Here is a 19,988-nt window from a genome sequence, read left to right as displayed (position 1 = left end):
GGGGGCAAGCCCCCTCCCACATTTTTTTAACCGCGTGCGGTCAGTTCGATAATGCAGCAGCGGCCACTGACCGAGAGGTCCAACAGGCCAGTGTTACCGTCCACCTGCAGACAATCGTGATGCCCCAGCTTCTGGTCCAGCACCTTCACTTCATCCGCCACGCTGAACACCAGTACCGTCTGCGCCGTCGTGAAAAACCGCTGCACGCCATCAATCCACTGAAAGCGCGCCTGATAACGCTGGGGTGAATAAATCAGGTTGAAATCGCGGATCGGCCCGGTGATCAAGCGGCACGAAACCTCGCTTTCACCACTGAACGCAAAGGGCTGCAGCGGCAATAAACCACGCTGCTCTTCGCCATCCACGGTCAGGACCATGCCTGCACCCTTGATCACGGTGATCACGCGCTGGTAGCCGGCGAAGGTGGAAAACCCACCCGACTCGGCGATATCGGCAATCGACAGGCGCCAGCCGAAGCCATCCAGGCCGGTGCCGGCGTCACGGGTAATTTCTTCGGTGCTGCCGCCGCCGTTTTTCCACGGCATGCGGATGTAATCGGTGGCGCGCCAGACTTTCACTGCACTCATTTACTGAAACGTCCTTCCAGGCTATGGCGGGAACCGGGGTGGATCAAACGCGCGGCGGTCACCGGCTGGCGACCGGACCAGGTACGCCGGCGGATCAACAGGCACGGCTCGCTCGGCTCGATCTGCAGCAGCTTGCACTCCTCGGCATCGGCGAGGATCGCTTCAACCACGTGTTCGCCTTCGGTCAGCGGTGCAACCTGGTTGAGGTAGGCATATGGCGTTTGCTGGGTGAAATCCTGCTGCAAGTAATCCGGCGCCACCAGGGCATTGACGAAACGGTCTTCGATTTGCACCGGAATGTCGTTTTCAAAGTGCACGATCAGCGAGTGGAACACCCGCCCGCCTTCGCGCATTTCCAGGGCGACGGCGCGCTCGGAGCCTGCGGCCTCTTCGCACAAATGGATGACCTGGCAAGTATGCCGATGGCCGCGGGAGGCGATCTCATCGGCAATGTTGTGCACTTCAAACAGCGCCGACTGGCTCTTGGGTTCGGCGACAAACGTGCCGACGCCTTGCATGCGCACCAGCAACCCTTCGGCGGTGAGTTCGCGCAGGGCGCGGTTGATGGTCATGCGGCTGAAGCCCAGCTGGCTGACCAGCTCGCTCTCGGACGGCACGCGGTAATGCGGCGGCCAGTTGCCGTTGAGGATCTGCTGGCTGATCATCTGTTTGACGCGGGCATACAAGGGCGCCGGACTTTCGTCCATGTGGGCAGCCAGCGAAGACTTGGCAGGCGGAGTCGGCACAGGGAATCCTTGCAGGGGGAAAAGATGCATAGATTGCCGGAGTTTACCGAGCAGGCAAACGTCTGTATATGTATATACAAATAAACACACGACCGGGGTGCCTTGATCATGTCCGCTTTCTTTGCCGAACGCGCGCTGCTGCCTAATGGATGGGCCAACGATGTACGCTTTGAAGTCAGCACCGATGGCGTGCTGACCCACGTTGAGCCCAACGCCAGTGCAGACGGCGCCGAACGGCTCAGAGGCCCGGTGTTGGCGGGCATGCCAAACCTGCATTCGCATGCATTCCAGCGCGCCATGGCGGGCCTGGCGGAAGTGGCCGGCAACCCGAATGACAGCTTCTGGACCTGGCGCGATCTGATGTACCGCATGGTCGGCAAGATCAACCCGGACCAACTCCAGATCATCGCGCGCCAGCTGTACATCGAGATGCTCAAGGCCGGTTACACCTCGGTGGCGGAATTTCATTACGTGCATCACGACTTCAGCGGCCAGCCGTATGCCGACCGCACGGAGCTGTCGCGGCAGATCAGCCAGGCGGCCGCCAGCAGCGGGATTGGCCTGACGCTGGTGCCGGTGCTCTACAGCCATTCCGGGTTTGGCGGCCAGGCGCCGAATGAGGGCCAGCGGCGGTTTATCAACAGCACCGAGAACTACCTGGACCTGCAAGCGCGCTTGAAGCCAATCCTCGCCGCGCAGCCGGCGCAGCAGTTGGGCCTGTGCTTCCACTCTCTGCGCGCCGTCACGCCGCAACAAATCAACGACGTCCTGGCCGCCAGCGACAAGACGTGCCCGGTGCATATCCACATCGCCGAGCAGCAAAAAGAGGTCGACGACTGCCTGGCCTGGAGCGGCAAGCGCCCGTTGCAATGGCTGTATGACAACGTTGAGGTGGATGAGCGCTGGTGCCTGGTGCACGCCACGCATGCTGATGCCGACGAAGTGGCGCGCATGGCCGAGAGCCGCGCGATTGCCGGTCTGTGCCTGACCACCGAAGCCAACCTGGGCGACGGGATTTTCCCCGCAGTCGATTTCCTCGCTCAAGGCGGGCGCATGGGCATCGGTTCCGACAGCCATGTGTCGTTGAGTGTGGTGGAAGAATTACGTTGGCTGGAATACGGCCAGCGCCTGCGCGATCAACGGCGCAACCGCTTGTACCGCAGTGATCAGCCGATGGTCGGCCGCACGCTGTTTGATGCCGCGCTGGACGGCGGCGCCCAGGCGCTGGGCCAGCCGATTGGTCGGCTGGAAGTGGGTAAACGCGCGGATTGGATAGTGCTGGACGGCAGCGATCCGTACCTGGCAACGGCAACCGAGGACGGGATTCTCAATCGCTGGCTGTTCGCCGGCGGTGATCGGCAAGTGCGCGATGTGCTGGTCAACGGCAAGTGGGTGGTGCGCGATGGGCGCCATGCCGGTGAAGAGGAAAGCAGCCGGGCATTCACGCAGGTATTGAGGGACTTGCTCGGCTAACCAACGACCCATAACAAATGTGGGAGCTGGCTTGCCTGCGATGCAGACACCTCGGTGTATCAGTTACACCGGGGTGATGCTATCGCAGGCAAACCAGCTCCCACATTAGATTGAGGGTGACCTCAGATTACTGCGAGGTTTTGGCCATCTGCTTGTCCGACGTACGCCAGATTAATCGCGTGGTGTCATACCCTTGCTGGCGCGCCCTGCTCAGCAGGTCTTCGCGGGTGTCGGCATTCACCGTCGGCGTACGTGACAATATCCACATGTAACGCCGGCTTGGGCTGCCGACGATGGCTGTCTTGTAGTCATCGCTGACATACAGCACCCAGTAATCGCCCTTGGCGACGCCCGGCAGCAGCGCCGTGAACCAGTTATTGAATTCCACCCAGAGCTTGTCGGTCTTGCCCGGCACTTGCGGCGTGGCCGTGCCCTTGGCTTCTTCCCACTTCCATTCAGGCGTCAGGCAGCGGTTGAACACCGACATGTCGCCATCGGGCAGCAGCGTGTAGCGGGCTTCGGACTGCGCGCAGTTGCGCTGGAAGTACATGGGCAATCGGGCCAACTCATACCAGGTGCCCTGGTAACGCTTGAGGTTGACGTTGCTTGCTGTCTTGGGTTGCAGATCATCGCCAGAATGGCTGGCGCAGCCTGCCAAAAACAGGCTGGCACAAAGGCAAAAAACAAAACGCATCATTCTTCTTCTCCCGCAGGCTCGCGCCCCGGTTTACTTCAGGCCTTGCCCGGAAAACATCAAAACTTTGTCACCGGCATATTGAACGCTGATAAAGCTGTTTTTATCGCCCCAGGTGCAACTGGACATGCCCAGTGCGCCAGAACAATCGGTCGGTTTGCCCAGCAGCGACTCCACCTCAGCCTTGGCCATGCCAGCCGACAACTTCGCGTAATTTTCTTGGTTGACCTTGCTGCAAGCGGCCAATAGCACGCAAAAAGCCAGCAGGGCGAGACGGCGTAACGACATGGAAAAACTCCTGGAGGGACGAAGCAGCTTGGGTATCTGCCAGAAGCTTAGAAGGGAAAAGAGGTGTCTGGTTCCCGATGAGCAAAAACAAAAAAGCCCCGAAAACGCTGAAACGTTTCGGGGCTTTTTCAACAGTGAACAGCCTCACAACATCGCGGATAAGTTATCGCCGCGTCTTACTTCTTGTGGTAACCGGTCACGCGCTCAACTTCTTCTTTGGAGCCCAGGAACACCGCCACGCGCTGGTGCAGGCCTTCGGGCTGGATGTCGAGGATGCGCTGGTGGCCGTCGGTGGACGCGCCGCCCGCTTGCTCAACCAGAAAGGACATCGGGTTGGCTTCGTACATCAAACGCAACTTGCCAGGCTTGGACGGCTCGCGGCTGTCACGCGGGTACATGAACAAGCCACCACGGGTCAGGATACGGTGCACGTCAGCTACCATCGCGGCGACCCAGCGCATGTTGAAGTTCTTCTTCAGCGGGCCTTCTTCACCTGCCATCAACTCGCCGACGTAGCGAGTCACCGGCTCTTCCCAGTGGCGCTGGTTGGACATGTTGATCGCGAATTCCTGGGTAGAGGCAGGAATAGTGATGTCTTCGTGAGTCAGCACGAAGCTGCCCATTTCACGGTCCAGGGTAAAGCCTTTGACGCCGTCGCCCAGGGTCAGCACCAGCATGGTCTGTGGGCCGTAGATCGCGTAGCCGGCAGCCACTTGCTCGGTGCCTGGCTGCAGGAAGGCCTTTTCGTTCAGGGCTTCGTTCTGGCTCAGGTATTCGTTCGGGCAACGCAGTACCGAGAAGATGGTGCCGACCGGCGCGTTGATGTCGATGTTGGACGAACCGTCCAGTGGGTCGAACACCAGCAGGTAGGCGCCTTTCGGGTATTTGCCCGGGATCTGGTAGGCATTGTCCATTTCTTCGGACGCCATGCCGGCCAGGTGACCACCCCATTCGTTGGCTTCGAGCAGGATCTCGTTGGAGATTACGTCGAGCTTCTTCTGCACTTCGCCTTGGACGTTTTCAGTGCCCATGCTGCCCAGAACACCACCCAGTGCGCCTTTGGACACGGCGTGGCTGATTTCCTTGCAAGCACGCGCCACCACTTCGATAAGGAAGCGCAGATCGGCAGGCGTGTTGTTGCTGCGGGTCTGCTCGATCAAATAGCGACTCAGGGTAACGCGGGACATGTAAGGCTCCGGAGAATGGGGGGCTTAAAAACCCGCGCAGTTTAACGCGAGTCGAGGGTTATTTCCTCTAATCAGAGGATTTAACGCCAATAGAGTTCACGGTTTGGCCGCAGGCGCACGCAACAAACTGTAGGCCATCGCCCCCAGCGCCGCCACACCCAACAGGAGCACGGCCCACAGGCCGAGTTTCTTCCAGTCGGTGCCCACTTCGGGCGATGCGGCAACGCTGGCGCTTTTAACCACAGGGTCACCGCTGACCCTGGCCTGGCCCAACGTCTTGAGGCGCTCGGCGCTGTAGTCGGGAATCAAGGTCGACAAGGGCAGGTTTGCCGCCTTGACCGCGCCATTGCCCAACGCCAGGGTAAACGGCGGCTCACCCCGCGCCAGGAACACCAACTGCGTGGCGCGCACGGCAAAACGCAGGGCTGGCGCCTCAACGCCCAGGCCACCGCCGCGCTCATCCACCTGCAATTTAAGCTCGCCGACAGCCACTCCCGGCAGTTGCAACTCATCCTGCACCACGTCCTGGCCATTCTGGGTCAAGCGGTACAACACGCCATTGCTCAGCGGCTGCCAGGCTTGATTGGCGTCACGGCGCCCCGCCAAGGTGACGGGCGCCAGCGTGTTCGGCTGCTTGAGCTCGATGCGCAGACGCTCGACATGCAGCCCCGTCGGCAACTGCCAGCTGTACTCCCCCGCCTTGAGCCGCGCGCCCGACAATGGCTGCGACCACACCAAGGGCATCGGCAGGCTGCTGCTGGTGGCGCTCACCAGCTTGGCCGAGGTCAGCGTCGGCGCGACCTGGCCCTGCCACACCAGGCGCAGGTAACGCGCCGGTTGCCCCGGCAAACTCACCTCGTGTTGCTCGACACGCTCATCGGCAAACGACAGGCGTGCCACCTGGCCATCGCCCCACGACTCCCAGTGCTGCAAGTCGTCGCTGACCTCAATGCTGAAACGCTGGAAGCCGTCCTGTTCGTGGCTCCAGTCCAGGCTCAGTTGCTGCAATGGCGCCTTGATCGCACTGGCGTCCAGCACCCAGCCGCGCAGCACTTGCTTGCCCGCCTTGGACGGGCGCACTTCGAGCAGCGTGCCTTCGGCCGTGGATTTCATCACCACATCCGGCACGCTTTCGCGCGTGTCGGCGGCGTACAGCGGAAACCACTTCACGTCGGTCACAGTGCGGCTTTCGGTGCGTTGCGCAGATTGGCGTGACAGCGCGTAGGCCTGAGGCTCGCCGGCGGCATTGAACACGCGCACATCGCCGAGATCCGCCTGACGCGCGCTCAGTTGCACAGACAGCGGCAACTCCAGGCGATACCAAGGGCCGTTGCCACTCACCGCCAGCGGCACTTGCGTGGTGAAGTCGGCAGGCGTTTCCTGCGCCCACACCGACGACGTCATACACACGCCCACCGCGATCACGCTCAACTTACCGATCAAGAGGATGCTCCTTCAGTTTCCAACACAGGTTCGGCACGCTTGGGCGGCAGCGGCGCAAAGTAACCCACCACCAGCAGCAACCCACCCACGCCGATAAACGACACGATCCGCGCCAGCCCGCCACGGTTGCTCAGCTCGACGAAGAACAGCTTGGCGACCACCACCGCAATCAGCGCCGCACCGATCAACCACACTTCGCGACGATGGCGCAGATGGCCGCCGATCATCAGCCCGAGGGCGATCAGGGTCCAGACAATCGATAGGCCGGCCTGAACCAGCATCGACTCCAGCAACGCCTCCGGATGGAACGGCACGCCTGCCCAATGGTGGGCAGCGCGCATCACCAGGGCCGTGAAAAAGGCAAACAGCGAAACCCCCGCGACACCTTGGGCGATCAGCTCGGCACGTGGACCGCGCTGCGGCGCTACGCTGCGCGACCACAGGTAAATACCCAGCAACGCGAACAGCAGGCCCAGGTCCAGGGGGCTGAGCAGCGGCACATACGGCAGCGGTTTGGCCGTACCGTCGCTGAAGATATTGGCCAACCAGAACCAGCCTAGCATCAACACCGCCAGCGGCAGCGCGGCGAGCACACGGTATTCACGCGGATACGCCGACACCGGCCATGGCCAGCGGCGTGGCGCAGCCGCCAACACCAGGTACAGACTTGGCAGGATCGCCCAACCCAGCCAGCGCCAGGCATTGTATTCGCTCGACAGCAGCAACAGGCAGTAACGCAGCTCCAGCGCCAGCACGCCGATCAGCATCCAGCAGCCGAGTACGTGAGCGATGCTCAGCACGTTGCTCGGCACCACCGCCGCCAAACGCCGTAGCGCGATGAAGTGCACAACGAACACCGCCAACCAGGCCAGCCAGCCGTACTGCGCCGCCGGGTGGTAATAATCATCGGCTGAGGCCAGCAACACCACGCCCGCCGCCGGCATCAGCAAGGCGCATAACATGCCCAGCGACGCCCAGCGCAAACGTTCGGCCAGCAGCGCCCAGATCGCCACGCTCACCGCCGCGATGCCGAGCAAAAATGGCCCTTGCAGCGCCTGCGGGATAAACCGCAACACTTCACCGATCAGCGCCAGCGTCCACCAGGCCGCGCCCCACACCAGCAGCAGGTCAGACAGGCGTTGCAGTTTCAACACGGCAAACACCGGCGCATGCGGCTCACGCTGCAAGCGCCAGGCGCCGACCAAGGCAGCCAGGCCCAACACCATTGGCGTCCAGAAACCGCTGTGCGCCAAGGGGCGCAAGCCATCACTGCTCAACGGCCCGAGCAGCTGTGGCACCGCCAACAGGAACGAGGCGCCGCCGATCAGTTGCAGCAGCAACCCGAACACGAAGCTCACACGCTGTTGCAGGTAAAGGCTCAGCCAGATAATCAGCAAACCGCTGGCTGCCCAGACGCCGCTGGCGCTTTCCCACGGCAGCACGAACAGCACCGCGAGGTTGATCAGGACCAGACCGGCTAGCAGCACCACCGACAGACCGCGCAGCAGGCCTATGTCGCTGCGCACCTTGTCGTCGCGCACGGCCAGCAGCATGCCGCCGACCAACGCCAGGCCGATCAGCGAGGCGGTCAACAAACCGCTCCAGCCCGCACTGAATACCGCCGCCCCGTTACCGCCCTGCAAGCGCAACAGGAACAACGCGCCACCGAGCAATTGCACGCCAAACGCGGTGAACAGGAAGGTGCGCGAGCCGATGCGCAGGCCGACAAACAACGTCACAAGACCCGCGATTGCCCAACTGATGGCGGTGCCTTGGGTCAGCAGCAGCAACGGTGCAAGCAGGTACAAAAAGCTCAGGCCCAGGCTCGCCAGCACGGGCAGACCTTTGCGCTCCCAGTCCGCCGCCTGCTCGGTCGACGCCTTGCGCAACTGATCGAAGCTGAACAACAGCGCCGCACCCAGCAACAGCGCGCCCAATGGCGCACCGTCAAGCAAGGTCAGTTCGCCTATGCGCAGTTCGCTGAGGAACGCCAGCGCCGAGCCCAATTGCAGCAACAGGCCGAACGCGCGCGCCAGTGGCCGCTGCTGACGCAAGCCGAGCCAGAAAATCCCCGCGCCCTCCACCGCCCACGCCGCAGCCGTCCAGCGTGCGTCGAGGCCCAGCGGAATCGCCAAACTGGCAAAGATCACGCCCAGTGCCAGGCAGGTTTCCGCCAGCAACAACGCCCGCCCGCCACGCAGCCATTGCGCCAGCCCCATGTAGAGGATGCCAAGGCCCAGCGCACTGAATGCGGCGGCAAATTCCAGGTGCTGCACCAGCGCGAACTGCAAACCAAAGCCCACCAACGGGGGGCCGAACAGCATGCTGCCATCGACGTAATCACCCTTGGCCGCCGACCAGCGCAGCAGCGCACCCCGGCTGTCGTCTTCGGGTGCGTCGCTCATCTCAAGCAGTTTGCGCCGGGCGAACAACAGGCCGATGACCAGGTACATCAGGAAAAACACAATCAGAAACGGCTCGGTGCTCCACAGCAGCTCCGGTGTGTAGGAACGCATGCCCCAAGCGAAACCAATACCGAAAGTACCCACGAACCCGATTAGGTTGAGCAAGCGCCAGGCCTTGAACCAGACGATGGCGAGGATGCCGGCGTTGAGCAATGCGAAGTAGCTGAACAACGCCACGTGATTGCCGGCGCCGGTTGACGTGAGAATCGGCGCGGCAAAGCCACCCAACGCCGCTGCGCACGCGAGGCCAAGGGCATCCTGGGTGATCGCCAGGATTGCCGAGAACACCGTGACCGCCACCAGCAGGCCCAGCGCGGCGCCCGGATCGATCAACGGGTGCAAGCGCATTGCGGCGAACACCGTCAGGTACAACACGGCGATGCCGGTGCCTTGCAGCATCAGGCCGTAATTGCTGTTACGCAGCCGCAACCACCACCCCAGGCCCAACAGGCCGATGGCGGCAGCGGCAACCCCGGCGTAACGCAACTCGATCGGCACCACCACGCCTTCGGTGGCATAGCGCAGCAAAAACGCCAGGCCCAGGAACAACAACACCACGCCGACGCGCAGCACGGTGTTACCGCCAAACAGCCAATTGCGTGCGCCACTGATGGCGCGCTCGATCAGGTTGGGGCCGCGGGCAATAGCAGGCTCTTTAGGTTCTGGCGTCGGCGCTGGGGCCCAGACGTCATCCGGCAGCGGCTGGCTCGCCTCGGCAACCACAGCCACAGGCGCCAGTTCGGCGGGCAGCTCCCAGACAAGTTCGGGCTTTGCAACGACAGCAGGAGGTTCAGGCACGGAGGGTTCGACAATCACGCTGTTCGTCGGCGCGGGCACCTCCAGTTGCCGCAGGCGCTCACCCAGCGCAATCAACGCCTTCTGGGTGGTTTCCAACTGACGAGCTTGCTGGTCCGCTTGCGCCGACAGCTTCGCCAGGCGAATGGCCTGGCCAATGCCCAAGCCCAGCAGCGCACCGATACCCGCGTCACTGAACGACTCATCGAGTGTCCAGCCGAGCACCAGGCCAATCAGCATGAAAATCCATTGCATGGTTGATATCCCTAAGCAGCCCGAGGCGGGCAAACCGGGGCCCAGTATATCGACGCGGGGCCAATGTGGGAGGGGGCTTGCCCCCGATAGCGGTGTGCCAGTCGACATATCTGCAAACTGGCACTCCGCTGTCGGGAGCAAGCCCCCTCCCACATGTTGTATTGCGGTGATTAGTCGAGGGCTTTCCAGATTTCGGTCGCGTACTCCCTGATGGTGCGGTCGGACGAGAACCAGCCCATGCGCGCCGTATTCAGCACCGCCGAGCGCCACCACGCCTTGGAGTCATGCCAATGCGCTTCGACCCGCGCCTGGGCGTCCCAGTAGGAATCGAAGTCGGCACATACCAGGAAGCGGTCGTAATCGATCAGCCCGTCGATCAGGCCCACATAGCGGCCGGGATCATCCGGCGAGAACACCCCGCCCCGAATCGCTTGCAACACGTCGTTGAGACGATGGGAGGCAGCAATTTCCGGCCCGGCGTTGAATTCGCCAGCGTGCTTGCGGGCTTCCACCTGCTGAGCACTGAGGCCGAAAATGAACATGTGATCGGCGCCCACGCGCTCGTGCATCTCCACGTTGGCGCCGTCCATGGTGCCGATGGTCAGCGCGCCGTTGAGGCCGAACTTCATGTTGCTGGTGCCCGAGGCTTCAAAGCCGGCCGTGGAGATCTGCTCCGACAAATCCGCCGCCGGAATGATGCTTTCCGCCAGGCTGACGTTGTAGTTGGGCAGGAACACCACCTTGAGCAAACCGCGCACGGTCGGGTCGTTGTTCACGGTGCGGGCGATGTCGTTGGTCAACTTGATGATCAACTTGGCCTGGTGGTAACTCGCCGCAGCCTTGCCGGCGAAGATCTTCACCCGTGGCACCCAGTCGGTGCCCGGCTCGGCGCGGATCGCCTGGTACAACGCCACGGTGTGCAGCAGGTTGAGCAGTTGGCGTTTGTATTCGTGGATGCGTTTGACCTGCACGTCGAACATCGCCGCCGGGTTCACTGAAATACCCAGGCGCTCATGGATGATCTCGGCCAGTGCACGCTTGCTGTGCAGGCGCTGATCGGCAAAGGCTTTACGGAAGGATTGCTTCTCGGCGAAGGTTTCCAGCTCCGTCAGGCGCGTTTCCATGGTGTCGAGAATGTCCGGGCCCAGCGCGTCCACCAGCATATCGGTGAGCTTGGGGTTGGCCTGGTACAGCCAGCGGCGGAAGGTAATGCCGTTGGTTTTATTGTTGATGCGCTCCGGGTACAGCTTGTGCAGCTCGGAGAACACCGTGCTGCGCATCAGCTGGGTGTGCAAGCCAGACACGCCGTTGACGCTATGCGAACCGAGGAACGCCAGGTTACCCATGCGCACGCGGCGGCCGTTGTCTTCTTCGATCAACGACACGGCGCGCAGCACGTCGAAGTCGTGAATGCCCTTGGCCCGTAGCGAGTCGATGTGCTGGGCGTTGATCAGGTAGATGATCTGCATGTGGCGCGGCAGCATGCGTTCCATCAAACCTACAGGCCAGGTTTCCAGCGCTTCGGGCAGCAAGGTGTGGTTGGTGTAGGAAAGGGTTTCAACCGTCACGTCCCACGCCGCTTCCCACGGAATGTCATGCAGGTCGACCAGTTGGCGCATCAGCTCGGCGACGGCAATCGAGGGATGCGTGTCGTTGAGCTGGATGGCGGCGTGTTCGCCCAGGCTCAATACCGAGCCGTGCATGTTTTTGTGGCGGCGCAGCAGATCCTGCAGCGAGGCAGAGACGAAGAAGTATTCCTGGCGCAGACGCAGTTCCTGCCCTGCTTCGGTGCTGTCGGCCGGGTAAAGCACACGGGAGATGCTTTCGGCACGGGCGACTTCGGCGACGGCGCCCAAGTGGTCACCCGCGTTGAAACGCTCCAGGTGCAAGTCTTCCACGGCGCGTGCACGCCACAGGCGCAGGGTGTTGACGCTGGCGCCGCGCCAGCCGACCACGGGGGTGTCATAAGCTACCGCGCGCACGGTTTCATTCGGCGACCACACTTGGATCATCTTGCCGGAAGCGTCCGCCAGGGTTTCGACGCTGCCGCCAAAACCGATGGGGTAAATCACCTCGGCCCGTTCGAATTCCCACGGGTTACCAAAGTCCAGCCAACGCTCGGTCTGCTCCTGTTGCCAGCCATCGACGATCGCCTGGCGAAACAAACCGTGCTCGTAACGAATGCCATAACCGTGGCCGGCAATGCCCAAGGTCGACATGCTTTCCATAAAGCATGCAGCCAGGCGGCCCAGGCCACCGTTGCCAAGCGCCGCGTCGGGCTCCAGCAGGCGGATGCGCTCCAGGTCCACACCGAGTTCGGACAGCGCTTCGCGCGCGATCTCCAGCACGCCGAGGTTGCTCAGGCTGTCGTAGAGCAAACGGCCGATAAGAAATTCCAGGGAAAGGTAATAAACCCGCTTCTGGCCTTTGCGGTAAATACGCCGCGTATGGTCCATCCAGTGATCGACCATCTGGTCGCGGGCGGCCAGGGCAATGGCTTCGAACCAGTCGTGGTCGAAGGCGTGGTCGGGGTCCTTGCCCACCGCGTAGGTGAGTTTGGTCAAGACAGCATCGCGGAATGCGGCTACCTCTGCTTCTCGTGCAAGCGGTTCCTGAGACATCGGTGCGACCTCGGGCGAGATTGAAGTAGTTGCTAGAGCCTAGTCGGTCTGACAGACGGTAGACGCTCTGGTTCGGCAGTATTTTTACTCATTCACCTTTGCGGCAAATTGATGCAGGGGTCGTGCCCAATCGGTGCTTGAGCAGCCTTCGGGCTGAAAACCACAAAATATTGTTCAAAAAACCATCAATCCCGGTATGATCGCGCGCCCGGATACAGCCCCACCTTGGAACCCTGATGAAGCCTCAACTGATCGCCGCCGCGGAACTCGACCGTCTCGAGACCTGGCAGAAATATTCCGCCCACATGTGCGGTGGCTGCGTGTCCAGCTGCTGCACGCTGCCGGTTGAGGTGAAGATCAAGGACCTTATCCGCATTGGCATCGTCGATGAATTCGAGCGCGGCGACCCGCCCAAGAACATCGCCAAGCGCTTGCAGAAAGAAGGCATCGTCGAGCGTTTCAATTCCAAATCCGAGATTTTTACCTTGCAGCGCATGAGCAACAACGATTGCCTGTACCTGGATCGTAAGACGCGCTTCTGCACTATTTATGACAAGCGTCCGGATACGTGCCGCAACCACCCCAAAATCGGGCCGCGGCCGGGGTACTGCGCGTATAAGCCCAAGGAAGTGGTGCGCGAGACCAAGTTCAAGACGCTCGATAAGTTCTGATCCGGGTTTTTGTGGGGTTTCTAAGGCCCCATCGGGGGCAAGCCCCCTCCCACATTGGAACGCATTTCAAAGGTGGGAGGGGGCTTGCCCCCGATAGGGCCGGTACAGCCACCACAAAAATTGCAGGCACAAAAAAACGCCCCCGGCCTTTCGACCGGGGGCGTTTTTCATTCAGCCTGAGTTAACTCAGTTCTTGGCTTTCTTGGCAGCGCGGGTACGCTCGCCTTCGTCCAGGATCTTCTTACGCAGGCGGATCGACTTAGGCGTGACTTCGCACAGCTCGTCGTCCTGGATGAATTCCAGGGCCTGTTCCAGGGTGAAGCGAACAGGTGGAACCAGAGCGATGGTTTCGTCTTTACCCGAAGCACGCATGTTGTCGAGCTTCTTGCCTTTGGTTGGGTTGACGCCCATGTCGTTGTCACGGCTGTTCAGACCAACGATCTGACCGTTGTAGATCTCTTGACCGTGTTCAACGAACAGCTTGCCACGCGCCTGCAGAGTTTCCAGGGAGTAGGTCAGTGCCTTGCCGGTTTCTACCGATACCAGAACACCGTTCTGACGGCCGGACATGTCGCCGGACTTCATGGTGTCGTAGCGATCGAAGATCGAGGTCAGGATGCCAGCACCGTTGGTCAGGGTCAGGAACTGGTTACGGAAACCGATCAGACCACGAGCAGGGATGTTGTATTCCAGACGCACACGGCCTTTGCCATCCGGCACCATGTTGGTCAGGTCGCCCTTACGCAGGCCCATCTCTTCCATGACCTTGCCCTGGGATTCTTCAGGGGTGTCGATGGTGACGTTTTCGAACGGTTCCTGCTTCACGCCGTCAACCTGACGGATGATCACTTCTGGACGACCAACGCCCATTTCGAAGCCTTCGCGACGCATGGTTTCGATCAGTACCGAGAGGTGCAGCTCACCACGGCCGGAAACCTTGAACTTGTCAGCCGAGTCGCCTTCTTCAACGCGCAGTGCAACGTTGTACAGCAGCTCTTTGTCCAGACGTTCCTTGATGTTACGGGACGTCACGAACTTGCCTTCTTTACCGCAGAAAGGCGAGTCGTTTACCTGGAAGGTCATGGAAACGGTTGGCTCGTCAACGGTCAGAGGCTTCATCGCCTCGACGTTGTCCGGCTGGCACAGGGTGTCGGAGATGAACAGCGAGTCCATACCGCTCACGCACACGATGTCACCGGCAAACGCTTCTTCAACGTCGATACGGTGCAGACCGTGGTGCCCCATCAGCTTCAGGATACGGCCGTTGCGTTTCTTGCCGTCGGCGCCGATGGCGACAACCGGGGTGTTCGGCTTGACGCTGCCACGAGCGATACGGCCAACACCGATAACACCCAGGAAGCTGTTGTAGTCCAGTGCCGAGATTTGCATCTGGAACGGACCGTCACGGTCAACTTTTGGCGCCGGTACGTTGTCGACGATCGACTGGTACAGCGGGGTCATGTCTTCAGCCATGTCGGTGTGTTCCAGACCGGCAATGCCGTTCAGGGCCGAGGCGTAAACGACTTTGAAGTCCAGCTGTTCTTCGGTAGCACCCAGGTTGTCGAACAGGTCGAAGATCTGGTCCAGAACCCAGTCCGGACGCGCGCCTGGACGGTCAACCTTGTTGATGCACACGATCGGACGCAGGCCGGCTTCAAACGCCTTCTTGGTCACGAAACGGGTTTGCGGCATAGGGCCGTCTTGAGCGTCAACCAGCAGCAGAACGGAGTCAACCATCGACATTACACGTTCAACTTCGCCGCCGAAGTCGGCGTGGCCCGGGGTGTCCACGATGTTGATGTGGTAGCCGTTCCAGTTGATAGCGGTGTTTTTAGCCAGGATGGTAATACCGCGCTCTTTTTCCTGGTCGTTGGAGTCCATCACGCGCTCGTCGTTGAGCTCGTTGCGCTCCAGGGTGCCGGATTGACGCAGGAGTTTGTCTACCAGGGTGGTTTTACCATGGTCAACGTGAGCAATGATGGCGATGTTACGTAGATTTTCGATCACTTGTGTATCTCGATCAGAGGATTCGGTGTGCTGACAGGTCGTGGCAGCGATTAACAGTAGAGTCAGGCCTTGCCGTTACAGCTTGACGGCAGAGTCGGGGGGCCGGTGACGCAGGCCACAGGCAAACAGCCCCGGGCTCTTAGCTCGGTCGATAAACGCGCACATTGGCATGCCCCTCACTGAGCAAATGGTGGGCATGCAGGCGACTCATCACGCCTTTGTCGCAATACAGCAGGTACTGACGGCTGTTATCCAGTTCCTTGAAACGCGCGTTCAATGCGTAGAACGGCAGCGTTTGCACGTCGATGCCAGCGATTTCCAGCGGCTCATCTTCGGCGGCATCCGGATGACGGATGTCGACGACAATCTGGCCGGCCAGGACTTCGCTGACTTCTTCGATTTGCACATCCTGGCCCAGTTCGTCGATGACGCGATCGATCGGGACCATTTTAGCGTTCTCGAGCGCACGCTCCAGAATCGCCATGTCGAACTGTTGTTCTTCGTACTCCACGCGGTTGCGCTTGGCGTGGGTCTTGGGGTTCACCGAGATGACCCCGCAATATTCAGGCATGTGTTTGGCAAACGCCGCCGTGCCGATTTCTTCGGCCTGGTCGATGATGTCCTGCTTGTGACTGGCGATGAGCGGGCGCAGCACCAGCTTCTCGGTCACGCAGTCGATCAGCGACAGGTTCGGCAGCGTCTGGCTGGAGACCTGGGAAATCGCTTCACCGGTCACCAGCGCGTCGATCTGCAGCTGATCGGCAATCCGCGACGCAGCGCGCAACATCATACGCTTCAATACTACGCCCATATGACTGTTATCGACTTTGCCGAGAATTTCGCCCAGCACTTCCTCAAACGGCACGCTTACGAATAGCACGCGTTGGGAGCTGCCGTACTTCTTCCAGATAAAGTGCGCGACTTCCATCACGCCCAATTCGTGTGCACGCCCGCCCAGATTAAAGAAGCAGAAGTGGCTCATCAGGCCGCGGCGCATGATCTGGTAGGCCGCCACCGTGGAATCGAAACCGCCGGACATCAGTACCAGGGTCTGTTCCAGGGCACCCAGCGGGTAGCCGCCGATGCTGTTGTGCTGGCTGTGGATCACAAACAACCGTTGGTCGCGAATTTCCATGCGCACTTCAATTTGCGGCGCTTTCAGGGAAATTCCGGCAGCGCCGCACTCGCGACGCAGCTTGCTGCCGACGTATTTCTCGACGTCCATGGAGCTGAAGGTGTGCTTGCCGGCGCGCTTGCAGCGCACCGAAAAGATCTTGCCTTCAAGCTCGCTACCGTAGTGCTGCTTGCACTTTTCGGTGATGTCGTCGAAGTCGCCCAGCGGGTACTCATCCACCTGCAGGAAATGCGCGATGCCCGGCATGCAGCTCAGGCGCTCAGTCATGTCCTTCAAGGCTTTGGCGTCGGTGACACGGGTTTCCAGCTCGAGGTTGTCCCACACGCCGTTCACCACCACAGCCGGGTCCAGGTCACGGAGCACGGCACGGATGTTCTTGGCCAACTGACGGATGAAACGCGTCCGTACCGGTCGGCTTTTGATGGTGATCTCGGGGAACACTTTAACGATTAATTTCATGGAAACAGCGCGCGCCGGGCCTGCTGAAAAAGGGGGGCGCGGATTATAGCGGAAATCGCTCAAGGTTTAACCAGTTAATATGCATCAGACACAACGCGCACCAAAACGGGTCATTTGCGCAAATTAACGCTACATTGCAGTGCGTTATTTATTCCGCTTCAGCGGATTGCACCTTTATAGGGGCCATTTTGAGGCAAAAAGGCCATGTTGGCGCACTGGCATGCAATTTGCTCTCTTGTGAGGCAGGTTGCCTTGGTCGAGTATTCGCGCCGGCATCACCCACATTCTAAGGGCTAACTCCACTACCCCAGCCCGAAGCCACCCGGAGGACACCATGTCGAAGTCGGTTCAACTCATCAAAGATCATGACGTTAAATGGATTGATCTGCGCTTCACGGACACTAAAGGTACTCAGCACCACGTGACCATGCCGGCTCGCGACGCGCTGGATGATGCTTTCTTCGAAGAAGGCAAAATGTTCGACGGTTCCTCCATTGCTGGCTGGAAAGGCATCGAAGCCTCCGACATGATCCTGATGCCGGATGACAGCACTGCCGTTCTCGACCCGTTCACCGAAGACCCAACCCTGATCATCGTCTGCGACGTGATCGAGCCTTCGACCATGCAAGGCTACGACCGCGACCCACGTGCGATCGCCAAGCGTGCCGAGGAATACCTGAAGTCGACCGGTATCGGCGACACCGTATTCGTAGGCCCAGAGCCAGAATTCTTCATCTTTGATTCGGTCAAGTTCAAGTCCGACATCTCCGGCTCCATGTTCAAAATCTTCTCCGAACAAGGTTCGTGGATGTCCGACCAGGACATCGAAGGCGGCAACAAAGGCCACCGTCCAGGCATCAAAGGCGGCTACTTCCCGGTTCCGCCGTTCGACCACGACCACGAAATCCGTACCTCCATGTGCAACGCCATGGAAGAAATGGGCCTGGTCATCGAAGTTCACCACCACGAAGTGGCAACTGCCGGCCAGAACGAAATCGGCGTGAAGTTCAACACCCTGGTGGCCAAGGCTGACGAAGTTCAGACCCTCAAGTACTGCGTACACAACGTGGCTGATGCCTACGGCCGTACCGCTACTTTCATGCCTAAGCCGCTGTACGGCGATAACGGCTCGGGTATGCACGTTCACCTGTCCATCGCTAAAGAAGGCAAGAACACCTTCGCTGGCGAAGGTTATGCCGGCCTGTCCGACACCGCCCTGTACTTCATCGGCGGCATCATCAAGCACGGTAAGGCCCTGAACGGCTTCACCAACCCGTCGACCAACTCCTACAAGCGTCTGGTCCCAGGTTTCGAAGCCCCGGTGATGCTAGCTTACTCGGCGCGTAACCGTTCCGCCTCGATCCGTATTCCTTACGTGTCCAGCCCTCGCGCTCGCCGTATCGAAGCGCGCTTCCCGGATCCAGCAGCCAACCCGTACCTGGCCTTCGCTGCCCTGGTCATGGCCGGCCTGGACGGTATCCAGAACAAGATCCACCCTGGCGACGCCGCCGACAAAAACTTGTACGACCTGCCGCCTGAAGAGGCCAAAGAGATCCCACAAGTGTGCGGCAGCCTGAAAGAAGCCCTGGAAGAGCTGGACAAGGGCCGTGCGTTCCTGACCAAAGGCGGCGTATTCAGCGACGACTTCATCGATGCTTACATCGAGCTGAAAAGCGAAGAAGAAATCAAAGTACGCACCTTCGTACACCCACTGGAATACGAGCTGTACTACAGCTGCTGATCCGGTAGCGCCGCTTAAAGCGGCGTGACAAAAAAGGCCTCCTTCGGGAGGCTTTTTTTATGCCTGAAAAATATCGACGCTACCCGCGCGCGCGGCAGAAGGCGGCGGTCGGTGCCAATCAAGGCCATCGTGTTTCTGGCGGCGCTGCGGCACCTGCCACGCCCACCTCTTACATCACGCAGGCAGATTACTGCGCAGACTTACCGCCTCGCCCGACATCCATTCCAATCGAACGCCCGTAGCCTGAGGCACTACTCTGCTCAACGGATCAAATCATGTACAACCGCTCGCTCGCACTCCTCGCCTGCCTGTTCCTGCACGGGTGTGGCGCCCCGCCCAAAGCCCTTGCCCCGATCGAAAGGCAAATCCTGTTGCAAAGCAGCGCATCCTGGGACGGTACGCCTTACACCGGCTACCCCCAAAGCGCCCCGGAGCTGACGCTGTTGAAGCTCAAGATTGCGCCACACACGACCCTCGCCTGGCACACACACCCGATGCCCAACGCTGCCTACATACTCAGTGGCGAACTCACGGTGCAAAGCCGCGACAGCGGTCACGCTCAGGTTTTCAGACAAGGACAGACACTCGCCGAGATGGTCAACATTGTCCATCGAGGCGTCACAGGGGATACACCGGTGGAATTACTGGTGTTTTATGCCGGCAGCCCCGGCATGCCGCTCTCCCACACGGATTGATGCTGGCCTGCGCCACTGACTGCCGGGCGCAGGCGCGCGCAAAAAAATCTCATGCGTGCCGCGCGCCTTCAATAATTACGCGTTATCGTTGGCGACCTTCGAACACGCTCGTGCCTACAGGGGATCGCCTTTGAAACATCGACTCGTACTTGCCTTGCTGTTCGCCAGCGCCACGGCCAGCGCCGCGCCGCCGACACTCGAACCGCTGCTCAACAGCATCGCCGAGCGCTTGACCATCGCCGACCAGGTCGCACTGAGCAAATGGGACAGCCACAAGGCCGTGGAAGATCGACCTCGCGAACAGGCTGTGATCGCCAGCGCGAGAGCCCAGGCCCCCGATTACAAAGTCTCGCCCGAGGCGGCAGAGCAGTTTTTCTCCGCGCAGATTGAGGCGAATAAACTGGTGCAATACACCCGACTGTCCGACTGGCAGTTTAAAGGCAAGGCGCCCGATACGCCGCGCCCAGACCTGACCGGCAAGATTCGCCCTCAACTGGACCAACTGCAAAAACGCATGCTGCAACAATTAGCCGACTTCGGCCCCGAGCGCAGCAACCCGCAGTGCCCGCACTGGGTAGCCCTGGCCGTGCATCAACCGCTTAACGATCCCTTGGTGCAGATCGCGATGACCCGCGCCACGGCCGAGTTGTGCGTCTACACGCCTTGAAGGATAAGGGCCTGCTTCATTGAAGGCCCTTTCCCGAACCTTGGTTAAATCGCGGAAAT

15 protein-coding genes are annotated in these 19,988 nt (G+C 60.5%); 5 read left to right on the top strand and 10 right to left on the bottom strand.

Annotation, left to right across the window (positions count from 1 at the left end; genetic code table 11):
• Positions 1–26: 26 nt before the first annotated feature.
• Positions 27–587, bottom strand: coding sequence for a HutD family protein (locus ABWL43_RS01800; protein ID WP_145159916.1), 561 nt, complete (start codon positions 585–587; stop codon positions 27–29).
• Positions 584–1,294 (bottom strand): histidine utilization repressor, encoded by a 711-nt coding sequence (gene hutC, locus ABWL43_RS01795; RefSeq protein WP_232000148.1) that lies wholly within the window; start codon positions 1,292–1,294, stop codon positions 584–586. The genes ABWL43_RS01800 and hutC overlap by 4 nt, the downstream gene beginning before the upstream one ends.
• 147 nt (positions 1,295–1,441) lie before the next feature.
• Between hutC and ABWL43_RS01790 the strand changes: the two genes are divergently transcribed.
• Complete coding sequence (locus ABWL43_RS01790; protein ID WP_404486456.1) at positions 1,442–2,806, top strand: formimidoylglutamate deiminase; 1,365 nt, start codon at positions 1,442–1,444, stop codon at positions 2,804–2,806.
• A 127-nt stretch (positions 2,807–2,933) separates the two neighbouring features.
• On the opposite strand, the gene ABWL43_RS01785 is transcribed toward ABWL43_RS01790, so the two are convergent.
• The 6 genes from ABWL43_RS01785 to ABWL43_RS01760 all read right to left on the bottom strand — a co-directional run bounded on the left by ABWL43_RS01785 (position 2,934) and on the right by ABWL43_RS01760 (position 12,554).
• Positions 2,934–3,503: a lipocalin family protein gene (locus ABWL43_RS01785; protein ID WP_145159912.1), complete on the bottom strand. Its 570-nt coding sequence runs from the start codon at positions 3,501–3,503 to the stop codon at positions 2,934–2,936.
• A gap of 30 nt (positions 3,504–3,533) precedes the next feature.
• Positions 3,534–3,788 carry a hypothetical protein gene (locus ABWL43_RS01780; protein ID WP_017849914.1) on the bottom strand — a complete coding sequence of 85 codons (255 nt, stop codon included), beginning with the start codon at positions 3,786–3,788 and terminating at the stop codon, positions 3,534–3,536.
• 176 nt (positions 3,789–3,964) lie between these two features.
• Positions 3,965–4,975 (bottom strand): class 1 fructose-bisphosphatase, encoded by a 1,011-nt coding sequence (locus ABWL43_RS01775; RefSeq protein ID WP_053253909.1) that lies wholly within the window; start codon positions 4,973–4,975, stop codon positions 3,965–3,967.
• A gap of 96 nt (positions 4,976–5,071) precedes the next feature.
• Positions 5,072–6,415, bottom strand: a complete 1,344-nt coding sequence (locus tag ABWL43_RS01770) for a DUF3999 domain-containing protein (protein WP_404488348.1) — start codon at positions 6,413–6,415, stop codon at positions 5,072–5,074.
• Positions 6,415–9,933, bottom strand: coding sequence for a DUF2339 domain-containing protein (locus tag ABWL43_RS01765; protein ID WP_404486453.1), 3,519 nt, complete (start codon positions 9,931–9,933; stop codon positions 6,415–6,417). The genes ABWL43_RS01770 and ABWL43_RS01765 overlap by 1 nt, the downstream gene beginning before the upstream one ends.
• A 170-nt stretch (positions 9,934–10,103) precedes the next feature.
• A complete protein-coding gene (locus ABWL43_RS01760) occupies positions 10,104–12,554 on the bottom strand; it encodes a glycogen/starch/alpha-glucan phosphorylase (protein WP_262208047.1) in 2,451 nt (816 codons plus the stop codon).
• Positions 12,555–12,790: 236 nt separating this feature from the next.
• Between ABWL43_RS01760 and ABWL43_RS01755 the strand changes: the two genes are divergently transcribed.
• Positions 12,791–13,225: a YkgJ family cysteine cluster protein gene (locus tag ABWL43_RS01755; RefSeq protein ID WP_017529542.1), complete on the top strand. Its 435-nt coding sequence runs from the start codon at positions 12,791–12,793 to the stop codon at positions 13,223–13,225.
• A 186-nt stretch (positions 13,226–13,411) separates the two neighbouring features.
• On the opposite strand, the gene typA is transcribed toward ABWL43_RS01755, so the two are convergent.
• Together typA and thiI are read right to left on the bottom strand one after the other, a co-directional pair.
• Positions 13,412–15,232, bottom strand: a complete 1,821-nt coding sequence (gene typA, locus ABWL43_RS01750) for a translational GTPase TypA (RefSeq protein ID WP_032890153.1) — start codon at positions 15,230–15,232, stop codon at positions 13,412–13,414.
• Positions 15,233–15,371: 139 nt separating this feature from the next.
• A complete protein-coding gene (thiI, locus tag ABWL43_RS01745; RefSeq protein WP_106577484.1) occupies positions 15,372–16,826 on the bottom strand; it encodes a tRNA uracil 4-sulfurtransferase ThiI in 1,455 nt (484 codons plus the stop codon).
• A gap of 334 nt (positions 16,827–17,160) precedes the next feature.
• On the opposite strand from thiI, the gene glnA reads away from it, so the two are divergent.
• The 3 genes from glnA to ABWL43_RS01730 all read left to right on the top strand — a co-directional run bounded on the left by glnA (position 17,161) and on the right by ABWL43_RS01730 (position 19,929).
• Positions 17,161–18,567 (top strand): glutamate--ammonia ligase, encoded by a 1,407-nt coding sequence (gene glnA / locus ABWL43_RS01740; protein WP_034117297.1) that lies wholly within the window; start codon positions 17,161–17,163, stop codon positions 18,565–18,567.
• 275 nt (positions 18,568–18,842) lie between these two features.
• Complete coding sequence (locus ABWL43_RS01735; protein WP_404486449.1) at positions 18,843–19,262, top strand: cupin domain-containing protein; 420 nt, start codon at positions 18,843–18,845, stop codon at positions 19,260–19,262.
• Between the two features lie 130 nt (positions 19,263–19,392).
• Entirely contained in the window at positions 19,393–19,929 is a 537-nt protein-coding gene (locus tag ABWL43_RS01730; RefSeq protein WP_119738110.1) for a chorismate mutase, read from the top strand.
• Positions 19,930–19,988: the final 59 nt, after the last annotated feature.

This window comes from Pseudomonas sp. HT11 (assembly GCF_044875395.1).
In the GTDB taxonomy this organism is placed as follows: domain Bacteria; phylum Pseudomonadota; class Gammaproteobacteria; order Pseudomonadales; family Pseudomonadaceae; genus Aquipseudomonas.
This window is presented reverse-complemented; position numbering and strand designations above follow the sequence as displayed.